At 63.1% G+C, this 12,638-nt stretch carries 13 protein-coding genes; 6 read left to right on the forward strand and 7 right to left on the reverse strand.

Annotation, left to right across the window (positions count from 1 at the left end):
• Positions 1-18: 18 nt before the first annotated feature.
• From B9A31_RS20740 to ureG, 6 genes are read left to right on the forward strand one after another with little or no spacing between them, the layout of a single operon-like run.
• A complete protein-coding gene (locus B9A31_RS20740) occupies positions 19-336 on the forward strand; it encodes an urease subunit beta (RefSeq protein ID WP_016714155.1) in 318 nt (105 codons plus the stop codon).
• Positions 333-2,036 carry an urease subunit alpha gene (ureC, locus tag B9A31_RS20745; RefSeq protein ID WP_019099105.1) on the forward strand — a complete coding sequence of 568 codons (1,704 nt, stop codon included), beginning with the start codon at positions 333-335 and terminating at the stop codon, positions 2,034-2,036. The genes B9A31_RS20740 and ureC overlap by 4 nt, the downstream gene beginning before the upstream one ends.
• A 10-nt stretch (positions 2,037-2,046) precedes the next feature.
• Positions 2,047-2,544 (forward strand): urease accessory protein UreE, encoded by a 498-nt coding sequence (gene ureE, locus B9A31_RS20750; protein ID WP_016714153.1) that lies wholly within the window; start codon positions 2,047-2,049, stop codon positions 2,542-2,544.
• Between the two features lie 18 nt (positions 2,545-2,562).
• A complete protein-coding gene (locus B9A31_RS20755) occupies positions 2,563-3,108 on the forward strand; it encodes a HupE/UreJ family protein (protein ID WP_084297321.1) in 546 nt (181 codons plus the stop codon).
• Positions 3,108-3,782 (forward strand): urease accessory protein UreF, encoded by a 675-nt coding sequence (locus B9A31_RS20760; RefSeq protein ID WP_025753023.1) that lies wholly within the window; start codon positions 3,108-3,110, stop codon positions 3,780-3,782. The genes B9A31_RS20755 and B9A31_RS20760 overlap by 1 nt, the downstream gene beginning before the upstream one ends.
• Before the next feature lie 11 nt (positions 3,783-3,793).
• On the forward strand, positions 3,794-4,417 hold the full coding sequence (gene ureG / locus B9A31_RS20765) for an urease accessory protein UreG (RefSeq protein WP_010953755.1): 624 nt from the start codon (positions 3,794-3,796) through the stop codon (positions 4,415-4,417).
• A 108-nt stretch (positions 4,418-4,525) separates the two neighbouring features.
• Here ureG and B9A31_RS20770 read toward each other — a convergent pair whose 3' ends face one another.
• From B9A31_RS20770 to B9A31_RS20800, 7 genes are all read right to left on the reverse strand, one after another.
• Positions 4,526-5,254 carry a DUF899 domain-containing protein gene (locus B9A31_RS20770; protein WP_019099109.1) on the reverse strand — a complete coding sequence of 243 codons (729 nt, stop codon included), beginning with the start codon at positions 5,252-5,254 and terminating at the stop codon, positions 4,526-4,528.
• Positions 5,255-5,348: 94 nt separating this feature from the next.
• Positions 5,349-7,550 carry an LTA synthase family protein gene (locus tag B9A31_RS20775; protein ID WP_025753015.1) on the reverse strand — a complete coding sequence of 734 codons (2,202 nt, stop codon included), beginning with the start codon at positions 7,548-7,550 and terminating at the stop codon, positions 5,349-5,351.
• Between the two features lie 136 nt (positions 7,551-7,686).
• Entirely contained in the window at positions 7,687-8,967 is a 1,281-nt protein-coding gene (locus tag B9A31_RS20780; RefSeq protein ID WP_084297322.1) for a hypothetical protein, read from the reverse strand.
• Positions 8,968-9,013: 46 nt separating this feature from the next.
• On the reverse strand, positions 9,014-9,766 hold the full coding sequence (locus B9A31_RS20785; RefSeq protein ID WP_025753012.1) for a hypothetical protein: 753 nt from the start codon (positions 9,764-9,766) through the stop codon (positions 9,014-9,016).
• 45 nt (positions 9,767-9,811) lie between these two features.
• Positions 9,812-10,492 (reverse strand): C39 family peptidase, encoded by a 681-nt coding sequence (locus B9A31_RS20790; protein WP_016714146.1) that lies wholly within the window; start codon positions 10,490-10,492, stop codon positions 9,812-9,814.
• A gap of 63 nt (positions 10,493-10,555) precedes the next feature.
• Positions 10,556-12,007, reverse strand: coding sequence for a hypothetical protein (locus tag B9A31_RS20795; protein WP_019098571.1), 1,452 nt, complete (start codon positions 12,005-12,007; stop codon positions 10,556-10,558).
• A 51-nt stretch (positions 12,008-12,058) separates the two neighbouring features.
• Positions 12,059-12,637 (reverse strand): adhesin, encoded by a 579-nt coding sequence (locus B9A31_RS20800; protein WP_084297323.1) that lies wholly within the window; start codon positions 12,635-12,637, stop codon positions 12,059-12,061.
• Position 12,638 lies beyond the last annotated feature (1 nt).

Genomic DNA, 12,638 nt, shown 5'->3' on the forward strand with positions numbered 1-12,638 from the left:
CCTGCCAAGGAGCCCCGCATGATCCCAGGTGAAATCCAGGTCGCTGCTGGCGACATCGAACTGAACAGTGGCCGGGAAACCGTCAGCGTCAGCGTGGCCAACCACGGTGACCGGCCGGTGCAGGTCGGCTCGCATTACCACTTCTTCGAAGTCAACGACGCGTTGGTGTTCGACAGAGCGCCCACCCTGGGCTTTCGTCTGGACATTCCGGCCGGCACTGCCGTGCGTTTCGAGCCAGGCCAGGCGCGCACCGTGCAATTGGTGGCCTACGCCGGCAAGCGTGAGGTCTACGGCTTTCAGGGCAAGGTGATGGGTGCACTGGAGGGCAGGGTATGAGCCGTATTTCCCGCCAGGCCTATGCCGACATGTTCGGCCCCACGGTGGGCGACCGCGTGCGGCTGGCCGACACGGCGCTGTGGGTTGAGGTAGAGAAGGACTTCACGATCTATGGCGAAGAAGTGAAGTTCGGCGGCGGCAAGGTGATCCGCGATGGCATGGGGCAGGGCCAGATGCTGGCCGCCGAAGCCATGGACCTGGTGCTGACCAATGCGCTGATCATCGACCACTGGGGCATCGTCAAGGCCGACATCGGCATCAAGCACGGGCGTATCGCGGTGATCGGCAAGGCCGGCAACCCCGATGTGCAGCCGGGCGTGAACGTACCGGTCGGGCCAGGTACCGAAGTGATCGCGGCCGAGGGCAAGATCGTCACCGCCGGCGGCGTGGACTCGCATATCCATTTCATCTGCCCGCAGCAGGTGGACGAGGCGCTGAACAGTGGCGTCACCACCTTCATTGGCGGCGGCACCGGGCCGGCCACCGGCACCAATGCCACAACCTGCACGCCCGGCCCCTGGTACCTGGCGCGCATGCTGCAGGCCGCCGACAGCCTGCCGATCAACATCGGTTTGCTGGGCAAGGGCAATGCCTCGCGGCCTGAAGCGCTGCGTGAGCAGATCGCTGCGGGCGCTGTCGGCCTGAAACTGCATGAAGACTGGGGCTCTACGCCTGCAGCCATCGACTGTTGCCTGGGCGTGGCCGAGGAAATGGACATCCAGGTGGCGATCCACACCGACACACTCAACGAATCCGGCTGCATCGAAGACACCTTGGCGGCCATCGGCGACCGCACCATCCATACCTTCCACACCGAAGGTGCCGGCGGTGGCCATGCGCCAGACATCATCCGCGCGGCGGGGCAGGCCAACGTGTTGCCTTCCTCGACCAACCCGACCTTGCCGTACACGGTCAACACCGTTGACGAGCACCTGGACATGCTGATGGTCTGCCACCACCTGGACCCAAGCATTGCCGAGGACGTGGCCTTTGCCGAATCACGCATCCGCCGCGAAACCATTGCGGCCGAGGACATTCTCCACGACATGGGCGCCTTTGCCATGACGTCGTCCGACTCCCAGGCCATGGGCCGGGTCGGGGAAGTGGTACTGCGTACCTGGCAGGTCGCGCACCAGATGAAGCTGCGCCGCGGGCCTCTGGCACCTGACACCGCCTACAGCGACAACTTCCGGGTCAAACGCTACATCGCCAAGTACACCATCAACCCGGCACTCACCCATGGCATCGGCCACGAAGTGGGGTCGGTGGAGGCGGGCAAGCTGGCCGACCTGGTGCTGTGGTCGCCGGCGTTCTTCGCGGTCAAGCCGGCGCTGGTGATCAAGGGCGGAATGATCGTCACCGCACCCATGGGCGATATCAACGGCTCTATCCCCACGCCGCAGCCGGTGCACTACCGGCCCATGTTCGGCGCCCTGGGCGCGGCGCGGCATGCCACACGCATGACCTTCCTGCCCCAGGCGGCCATGGACCGCGGCCTGGCAGAAGAGCTGAACCTGCGCAGCCTGGTAGGCGTGGTCAACGGCTGCCGCCGGGTGCGCAAGCCGGACATGGTCCACAACACTTTGCAGCCGCTGATCGAGGTCGATGCGCAAACCTACCAGGTGCGTGCCGATGGCGAGCTGCTGGTCTGCGAGCCGGCCAGCGAGTTGCCGCTGGCTCAGCGTTATTTCCTGTTTTGAAGGAGCACCGATGATTGTCTTGACCCGCCGCATCACCGAGCCCGGCACGCTCACCGAAACCGGCACCGTCACCCTGGATGTGGACAGCCGTATCAAGAGCCGCCTGCGTGTGACCCTGGACGATGGCCGCGAAGCCGGCCTGATGCTCGAACGCGGCCACCTGCTACGCGGGGGAGAGTTGCTTGCCGATGCCGATGGCAGCCAGCTGATTCGCGTGCTGGCGGCACCCGAAACGGTGTCGACGGTGCGCTGTGCCGACCCGCACCTGTTGGCCCGTGCGGCCTATCACCTGGGGAACCGCCACGTGCCCCTGCAGATCGAGCCTGGCCTGCTGCGTTTCCAGCACGACCATGTGCTGGACGACATGCTGCGTGGTCTGGGCCTGACGGTGGAGGCCGAACAGGCTCCGTTCGAGCCCGAAGCGGGCGCCTATCAGAGCGCGCCGCATGGCCACAGCCATGCCCACGGCAACGATCACCCGTTCGTTCGCCTGCCTGCCCATTCCTGAACTGCCCTGGAGCAACCCATGAAAAAGACGTTCGCCCTGTTTCTACTGATGCTGGCGCTGCCGGCTTTCGCTCACCCTGGGCATGACAGCAATCCGTTGCACGATGGCCTGCTGCACCCGCTGACGGGCCTTGACCACCTGCTGATGCTGTTGGGCACTGGCGTACTCGCTGCACTGACCCGGCGCAGCCTGACACTGCCCCTGGCAACCCTGGCGGCGATGTTTGGCGGGGCAGTCTGTGGCCACTTGTTCGGTGACGTGCTGGGCATGGAAACCTTGATTGCCGGGTCGCTGCTGGTGGCCGCCGGGGCGGTGCTGCTACCAAGCCGGCAGTTGCTGCTGGCCATGGCCATGCCGGTGTTTGCCCTGTTCCACGGCTGGGCCCATGGCGTGGAAGCCACGCCGAGCGCGTTCTGGCAGTTCAGCGCCGGCTTTGTCACGGTCAGCGGCTTGCTGTTGGCGGCGGGCTTTGCCGTCGGGTGCCTGCTGCGCCGGCACAGTGGCCTGCAGAAAGCCTTCGGTGGTGGCCTGCTGGCCGGTGCCGCGCTGGTGCTGGCCGGTTGATGGACAGCGACCTGGCGTTGCTGCGCCTGTTGCAGCTGGCCAGTCCCGGCCTGCCGGTGGGCGGTTTCACGTATTCGCAAGGCCTGGAGTGGGCGGTCGAGGCGGGCTGGGTGAAGGGCGTGGATGGCTTCGCAGCCTGGCAGCGCGAGCAGGTCGAAGACACCTTGGCTTGCCTGGACTGGCCGGTGCTGGCGCGCCTGTATCACGCTTGTCAGGCCGAGGACGCCGAGGCCTTCGGCCACTGGAGCCGCTTCTTGCTGGCCAACCGCGAAACCGCCGAGCTGCGCCTGGAAGAGCAGCAGCGTGGTGCGGCCTTGGCGCGGCTTCTGGATGGCTGGCAACTGGGCCAGGCGCCGGCGTGGCGCACCAGCCTGGAATTGACCCAGTTGGGCGGTATGGCCTGGTTGGCTGCGCACTGGGGCATTCCACTGCGTCAGCTGGCCCTGGGCCATGGCTTTGCCTGGCTGGAAGGCGCGGTCATGGCCGGGGTCAAGCTGGTGCCGTTCGGCCAGCAGGCGGCCCAGACCTTGCTGCGCGACCTGGGCACCGAATTGCCCGCTGCACTTGAGCAGGCCCTGGCGCTGGCCGATGACCAGCTCGGTGGCGGCCTGCCATTGCTGGCCATTGCCTCATCGCGTCACGAAACCCAATACACCCGTTTGTTCCGTTCCTGAGGACTGCCTTCATGCAAAGCTATCAACAACCCCTGCGCGTCGGTGTCGGCGGCCCGGTCGGCTCTGGCAAGACCGCACTGCTGGAAGCGCTGTGCAAGGCCATGCGCGATCACTACCAGATCGCTGTGGTTACCAATGACATCTACACCAAGGAAGACCAGCGCATCCTCACCGAAGCCGGCGCCCTGGAGCCGGAGCGCATCGTGGGCGTGGAAACCGGCGGTTGCCCGCACACGGCCATTCGCGAAGACGCTTCGATGAACCTGGCCGCCGTTGAGGCGCTGGCGCGCAAGTTCGGTAACCTTGAGGTCATTTTCGTGGAAAGCGGCGGTGACAACCTCAGCGCCACGTTCAGCCCGGAGCTGGCCGACCTGACTATCTATGTGATCGACGTGGCTGAGGGCGAGAAGATTCCACGCAAGGGCGGTCCGGGCATTACCAAGTCGGACTTCCTGGTGATCAACAAGACTGATCTGGCGCCCTATGTGGGGGCTTCGCTGGAAGTGATGGAGCGCGACACCCAGCGCATGCGCCCGCAGCGGCCGTGGACGTTCAGCAACCTGAAGAAGGGCGAGGGGTTGCAGGCGGTGATCGACTTTATCGTCGAGCGCGGGATGCTGGGGGTTCGCGGCTGACTAAAAGCGGCCCTTGTGGGAGCGGGCGTGCCCGCGAAGCAGGCGACTTGGTGCCTGGCACCGGCTTTGCCGGTGTTCGCGGGCACGCCCGCTGGGGTGCCTTGGAGCTTAAGTGTGGCAGCAGTGGGGCTTGTCTGGCTGCCCCTGATACCGGTCGTGGTGCCGCACCCAGTCCATGGTCCCGCCTTCATTGCGCCCCAGTGGCGCAATGTCCAGGAAATTGTAGGTATTGACCAGAATGTCCAACCCACGGGCATAGGTCGAGTAGGTGTGGTAAACGCTGCCGTCCGCTTCACGGTAGAACGCACTCAGGCCAGGCAACTCGCTTTCATTGCCGTCATACGGCTCATAGTTGTACTGCCGTTCCCCCTCGCAGCCCACACTGACGCCAAAGTCCTCGTTGAAACCACTGCCCTGTGACGAGTACCAGGGGAACTGCCAGCCCATGCGACGGCGAAACGCCTGAAATTCGGCATAGGGGGCCCGTGACACCGCGACCAGCGACACGTCGTGGTGCGCCAGGTGCAGGTTGGCGCCGTCAAAGTGGTCGGCCAGGAACGAACAGCCGGGGCAGCCTTCGCTCCAGCCTTCGGCGAACATGAAGTGATAAAGCAGTAGCTGGCTGCGGCCTTCGAACAGGTCAGCCAGGCTCAGTTCGCCGTCCGGCCCCTGGAAGCGATAGCCTTGCTCGACCTTGACCCAGGGTAGGGCGCGGCGGGCTGCGGACAGCGCATCGCGGTGGTGGGTAAAGGCCTTTTCGTGCAGCCACAGTTGCCGGCGTGCCGCCAGCCACTGGCTACGGGAAACCACCGGGTGCCTGCTTTCGCTTGTGCTCATGGTGCTGTCTCCACGCTGGGGGTTCACACACTAGTCGAGCACGCGTTTGCCGATTCGACAGGCACCGGTAGCCGGGCGATGAGTGGTTATCCGCTCAGCCCGAATGGGCAATGTGGCCCTCGGTCAGTTCATCTGCGGCGTCATCCTCTCCGGGCAGCGCGGTGATCACGCTGAAGTCACTGACTTCCACCTTACCGCCGCCATACCCCAGCAAATGGAAGGAAAACGCCTTGCGCTCGGTCGGGTTGTCAAAGCTGAACTCCATCTCCAGCGGTTCGTCGGCGGTGACCTTCACCTCGGCAGGCAGGCCCAGTGGCACATCCTGCTCCAGTTGCTTGGCCTTGAGCTGGATGTAGGCGACACGCTTGGGGTCCAGCGAGCGCACCTTCACCCGCACGCGGGTGTGCGAGCCTTCCGGCATTTCAAGGTACTGGGCGCCGATCAGGTTATCGGCCCAGTCATCGTGAATGCGCTTGCGCAGCTTGATCGGCGAAGGGCCGCCGAACTGGTAACGCAGGTTGAGCGGGGTTTGCAGCAGTGACTGGTCGAGCACCCCGGCAAGGGCGCCGATCTGCTGGCCGAGCAGGCTGTCGCCCGGGCCCAGATAGCGGGCCTGGTCGGCAATGAAGCCCTCGCTGGCGTAACGTCGACAGCGCTGCTGGAAGTCACATTCGGTGAAGACGCCTTGGCCGTTGTGATAGCGCAGCATGCCATTGGTGTAGGAAATCATTTCGCGGCCGGTATCGTAGTCGCGGTACAGCGAGCGACCACCAAGCGCTATTGGAATGGGCAGTGCAAAGTAGTCGAGCACGGAGGTGGCCAGGTCGATATGGCCGTATGTGCCGCGCTTGATGTGGGGCAGTTGCGCCTGTTCCGGCGCCAGGGTGAGGTTGAAGCCCCAGGACGAGGCCAGGCGCACACCGTCGATGCCGTGGGACTCGTCGGAGGTCACCACCACCAATGTGTCCTTGAGCACGCCCTGGCGTTCCAGGTTATCGAGAAACGCCCCGAGCGCATCGTCCAGGTAGGCCACCGCAGCCTGCTTGGGCGTGTCATAGCGTTCCAGGTACTCGGCGGGTGCCGAATACGGCTGGTGCGTGCCCACGGTGAGCAGGGTCAGCATCCAGGGTTTGTCCTGCTTTTGCAGCTGGCCGACGTAGTCCAGGGCGCCTTCGAAGAAGGCCCGGTCATCCTTGCCCCAAGGGAAGTCCAGGTAGTTCTTGTTGCGGAACCACTCAAGGCCGTGCACCGAATCGAAGCCGATGTGCGGCATGATGCGGTCCTTGGCCATGAAGCGCAGGCCGGCACCTTGCAGGTAGTGGGTGGTAAAGCCGGCCTGGCGCAGTTGCGCCGGCAGGCAGGCCTGGTTGCGTTCGTTCTGGGTTAGCAGCTCGACGCCCTTGGGCGTGCCGTTGGCCAGTTTGTCGTAGTCACCACACAGCATCGCGTACAGGCCGCGGATGGTCTGGTGGGTGTGCAGCACGTAGTCCGGGGTGTTCATGCCGCGCTCGGCCCACTGGCTGACCTTGGGCATCAGGTCTTCGTCGAAGCGGCTGTGCAGGGCCTGGCGATTGGGCCGCAGGTAGGCCCCGGGGATACCTTCCACCGTGATGACCAGCAGGTTGCGAGCACTGCCTGGCCCGACCAGCAGGCGCTGGCCATGCAGGTCTGATTGCGTCAGGCCGCTGCTGGCCAGCGGCGTGAACGTTTGCGTGCGACCCATCCAGCCCTCGACCTTGCGCTCCAGGGTGCCGACCCCGGCAGACATCAGTTGGTGGGTGAGGTTGTATTGCCGCCATTGATCGGCGTCGCTGGGTACCAGCTGCTGGCTGCCCCAGTGGGTAGCGAACAGCAGCGCGGGAACGGCCCAGGCCTTGCGCGGCAACGGCTGGCTGCGCCGGGTGCGGCTGCGCCACGCGCAGGCCAGCCAGACCAACAGGCCTGCGCCCATTACCCAAGGCAGCCAGGCATGGGCCAGGCCCCCGCCGGTAGAGTTCTCCATGAATTGCGGGTCGACGAGGTACGTCAGGTCGGCGCTGGTGGGCAACCGGCCCACTGCGCTGACGAGTTCGGCCGAGGCCACCCACAGGGCTGCCCAGGCCAGCAGCACGGGCAGGGCCAGCCACCATGGCCGGCGGTGCAGCAGCAAGACCAGCAGGCTGCCGAGGGCGAGGTCGGACAGGTAACCGAGCGGGTTGGACCAACCCAGCATGGCGCGCGTACCCAGTGGGATCACCAGCACCAGGGCTGCCAAGGCGGCAAGCCGGGTACGTGGGTGGTCGGACAGGTTCTTCACAAAAACTTCCCTTTTGCCATTAAATCGTCATGCATCTGTGCTGGATGATAACAGGCCGGGAAGTGGAAAGCGGTTGGCTACAAGGCTGGTAACCAAAAGCCATGCCCGCTTGCACGGGCATGGCTGAAGGCAAGTATCAGAAGTAGTAGGGGAATTTCAGGCTGAAGGAGAAGTCTGGCGCATCATCGGTCAGACCAATGGACAGGTTGGGGACAATGGTCAGGTTGTTGGTGGCGGCGAAGGTCATGCCGATGTTGAAGTTGGCGGCGTTGTAGTCACTGTTGGAGATCGATTGCCAGTCACCACCATCCGGTTTGATCTTGCTCTTGCGGGCGAACTGGTCTGACACCGAGAACGACATACTCATTTTTTCGTTCAAGGCGAAGGCAATGCCACCACCAATTTGCCAGGAGTCGCCGAGCTTCACGTCTCCCGGCACCTTGCTGTTGACCTGTGGGCTTATGTCGCTGAACGAGTCTTGCATGTTGTAGGTGTAGGACAGGCTGCCAAACAGCACGGCCGGGTCGAAGGTCTTGACCAGCGAGATGCCCGGTGTGATCGACCACACACCGTTACCGGTCGGCAGGCTTTCCGGTACTGCCAGGTTACTGTTGCCGTCGACCTCGCGGAGCTTGATACCATAGGGGTCTTTGCCGGTCGGTGCCTTGATACGCAGGGTGGCCACAGCGTCAGGCCAGGTCTCGTCCTCGTCGAGGAACTTGTACGCTACGCCAACGTTGATGTCGCCGATTTCCGGGTCACGGGTCACGCTGGCGTCGGAGGTGCTGGCCCCGGCGCCACCCGCGCCGCCGGACGAGTAGGTAGACTCGCGGTACACCACGGGCACGTTGATATCGAACTGCCAACGCTGCGCCAGGTTGTAGCGCGCGGTCATGTCCAGGGTCCAGTTGTCGGCCTTGATGCGGTCCAGGTTGATACTGCCGAGGAAAATCGAGTCCAGCGCCAGGAAACCGTTGAGCGTGAGCGCACGGGTATCGTAATGGGTGTAGGTCAGGCCGGTTTCGAAGCTGAACTTGCCGCCACCGAAGAAGCCGCTGGCTTCGTCATACAGGTTGGACACACTTTGTGCCGGCTCCGAGTCGGCGGTGAGTGCTTGGCCGTAGGAGCTGCCGGTGGTGCCCGGCGCGCCGGATGCGACAGTTTGTGCCCCCTTGACCCCTTCAGCGGGGGATTTGACCAGGCGTTTGGGTTGCGCCGCCGCCGGGGCTTCCTCGACCTGTCGCACGCGCTGCTCCAGCACCATCAGCGCTTGCTGCTGGGCTTCGTAACGGCGTTTAAGCTCGATCAGTTCCTGTTTGAGGGCCTCGACCTGAGGGTCGGCAGCTGCATGGAGCATTGTGGCCGGGGCCAGGGTAGTCAAACACACAAAAGCGTTGAGCGTTAAAGATCGGTGCATGGATTTGCCGTCCCTTCCGACTACTTTTGATGAGACTGAGCGTAGATCAGTATCCGAAGGTGCGAAGACCTTTGAGCTGGTCGAGGCTACCGTTCAGCGAGGCGGCCGTTGGCACGCTTTCACGCATGACCACATTCAGGGAAGTGACGTTGTTGACCAGGTTGCCATTGCCGAGCAGCGTCGAATTCTGCATCAGGCCGCCCTGGGCGAGGCGCTGCACGCTGCTGCCCTGGTTGTTGCTGGCATTGATGTTGAGCTGCACGCCCACGCCGGTCGAGGACACGCTGAGCGAGCCGGCGCCGTTTTCACCGACCAGGGTCTGGCCAGCGGCCAGTACCTGGCCTTGCTGCTGCACAGCGGGGGCCTGGTTGGCTTTGGTGACGTTGATATCAACGTTGTTGTAGGCCGTATTGTTGTCGCCAGCTGCACGCACTACCTGGGTGACACCCTCGGTGGTGGTCAGCCCGTTTCCACCTGTGACCACGCCCGTGCCCGCAGAAGCGGCACCGCTCGACGCGGCACCGGTGCCTTTTTCGTCGATCATCGAGACATAGAACTGGGGCTTGATGGTCGACTGCTGGACTTGCAGCGTGGATGTCGCCCCGATCACGTCCCCTTTGGCATTTTGCCAGGTGCTAGACATGACAATCCCGAAGCTCACGATGCGCCCCGGCATCACATAGCGGCCACGCAGGTTGGCCAGCTCCTGGTCCTTGAGTTCGATGGGTTTCAGCGCCTCGGCGTGGCTTGGCAGGCTGGCGGCCAGGCAGGCCATGGCCAGCCACAATGAAGTCTTCATGAAATGCTCCCTGGAGCCTCATGCTCCTTGTCATTAGAACAGTCGTTAGAAGAAGTCGCTTTTGATGAAGCCGAAGTCCAGCAGCTCGGTGTCCTTCACTGGGGTGAAGTTGTTCACCCGGCCCTTGGCAGTCAGTGGCAGGGGCGGATCGAGCAGGACATTGTTCTTGTCGTACCCTTGGCCGATCACGGCGAAGATGATGCCGTTCCAGCCCTTGAGGAAATCATCGATCTTGTAGCGCTTGTGGCCCAGCACCGGGTCACCGATGTACACCCAGCCTTTGTCGACCTTTTGCATGACCACGAAGTGCTTGTAGCCGCGCACGTCCATCAGCACCACGACCGGGATGCGCACACTGTGCAGGGTGTCGGGTGCTACCCGGTAGCCGCGGGCACGCATCCCCAGGCTTTCGACGTAGCGTTTCATGTCGAGCATCGAGAAGCCTTGCGTGCGCACCAGGTTCTGGTCGGCGTGGGCCAGCATGCCCTCGATGATCTGATGTTCGTCCACATCCAGCCAGTAGGCCTGGCGCAGGATGGTCGCCAGCGCGGCGGCGCCGCAACTGAAGTCGGTTTTTTGTTGCACCAGGTCGGCGAACTTGCGTTCACGCACGCTCTGGATGGGTTTGAACACCACGGCGCCGCCCGGCAGGACGGACAGCGGCATTTGTGCGGCTTCGCTCACGCTGGCCAGGCACAGCAAAAACGCCAAGGCAATAATGCGCATGATCGGATGCCTTCCGGTGGGTGTTGAAGAAAGGCCCCCCGAAGGGGGCCTCAAGCGCAGTGTTTAGAACGAGGTGTTGGAAATGGCCAGCGAGTTGCTCTGCTGGTTGCCCACACCGGCTGCCACGTTCACGCCCAGGTTGCCGCTGCCACCGTTGACCGAACCGCTAAGGGTTGCAGTATTGGTAACAGGGTTGGCCCAGCCGGTCGGGGTCAGCACTTGGAAGGACACAGTATTGCTCAAGTCGTAAGCGCTGCTTTCGCTGTAGCTCTTCGAAACGTCGTTCGAGGATTGTTTCGATTTCTCGCCAGACTTTTCAAACGCCGAGGCCGAAGCATTCTCGTACGAAGAGTCGTGAGACTTGGTGTACGAAGAGTCTTTGGACTTGTCGTAAGACGATTCGCGCGTCTTGTCGTAGCTGGAGTCGAAGGCTTTCTCGAACGACGAGTCGTATGCACTTTCGTGCGACTTGTCGACCGATACGTCCAACGATGCACTGAGCGAGCCATCGAAGGTGCTGGAGCGGGTGCGTTCGCGGCGGCCATCATCAGTGGTGAAGGTGCGCGTAGCATTGGCTGCGGCATCCAGCGAAGCGTTCAGGCTGGCGCTGCTCGACGAGCTGTTGCTGCCGCTGGCAGAGCCACTGGCATTCCAGCCGTTGGAACCGCTTGCCGACATGCTGCTGGAGCCACTGGCGTTGCTGGATTTCGAGCCGCTGGAGTTCCAGCCGCTAGAGCCGCTGGAGCTGGCGCTTTGCGAGCCGGCCACGCTGAAGCTCGACGAGGAGCTGCGGTCGTCGGTCGAGTTGAACGTACCATCACGCGAGCTCGAACCGCTGGCCGAGGTGGTGATGGTGATCGTGTCGACGCGGTAAGTGCGGTCAGCACTGTTGTTCACGACCAGGCCTGGCCCGTCCTGTTCGGCAGAAGCCGTGGCAGTGGCGTTACCCAGAGGCGCACCGGTGTTGGCGATGGCCATGGTGTTTTTCTGTTGGTTGAGGTCGCCACCGGCGATGTTGATGCCGATGTTGCCCTCAGCCCCGCTGGCCGAGCCGCTCATCACAGCAGACGACTGGGTCGAATAGTTGTCGACCCGGTTGTTGTCGCTGGTTTGCACGACATCGGCAGTAGCACTGGCCATGCCGAACACGAAGCTGTTGTCCAGGCTCGACTCGGAGCCGGCGTTGGCAATGGCTGCGGCGTTATCCTGCTGGTTGCCGTTACCGGCCGCCACGTTGATACCGACGTTGCCACTGGAGCCTTCGCCCGACTGGTTCATCTCGGCTTCGTTGATGGTGCCTTGATTGCTGATACGGTTATCGGTGCTGGTTTGGGTATCCCAGGCATTGGCCGTTGCATACACAGGGATTTTGGTTGGAGGAGGCGTGTGATGACCATTGTTATGGTGGCCGTTGTGGTGGTCATTGCGCCGATCGTTCTGCCCAGCTTGTACAGCAACAGCCATGACCGCAGCAATTGCGAACACCAGAGGCTTGATTGCCATCGAGGGTTTCATGGTGATTCTCCGTACTCTATGTTGGTTAAGTGTCGTTCTTAACTGAAAGGGTCAATCCGCGACCCGGATGCTCAAGGTGTTGGCCATTCGGTTTCCCACCCCGGCACTCTGGTTCAACTGGATCACCCCGCGGCTACCGGTGAAGGCCTGGTCACTGGTGGTGACCTGGCGATGGCCTGTTGGGGTGTCAGTTGGACCGGAGTTGTTGAGCAGCGTCACGTTCTGTTGCATGAGGACGCTGTCGTCGATGCTTTGCGGTTGAGCACTGAGGGTTATGCTCAGGGCATTGGCTTGCTGGGTATTGGCGCCGGCACTCTGGTTGACGCCCAGCGCACCACTGCCGTTGCTGAACGCGTTGCCTTGAATGGTCGAGCGGGCATCCATCGTCGGGTCGGCGGGTGTGTTCAGCCGTTGCCGGATCTGCGTGCTGGCATTCGCTTGAGGCCCGACGGCGATGGCCCGCGCATTGGCCTGTTGCTGTTTGTCACCGGCGGCCTGGTTGACGGAGAGGTTGCCCTGATAGCGGCTGCCCGAGCTGTCGATGTTGGCATTGTTGATGACGGGAACCAGGGAATCGGCGAAGCCTGGCGTACTGCACAGGGTGGCCAGAATCAGCAGCATGTGCTTCATG

The organism is Pseudomonas sp. URIL14HWK12:I5, from assembly GCF_900176445.1.
Classification (GTDB): domain Bacteria; phylum Pseudomonadota; class Gammaproteobacteria; order Pseudomonadales; family Pseudomonadaceae; genus Aquipseudomonas; species Aquipseudomonas monteilii.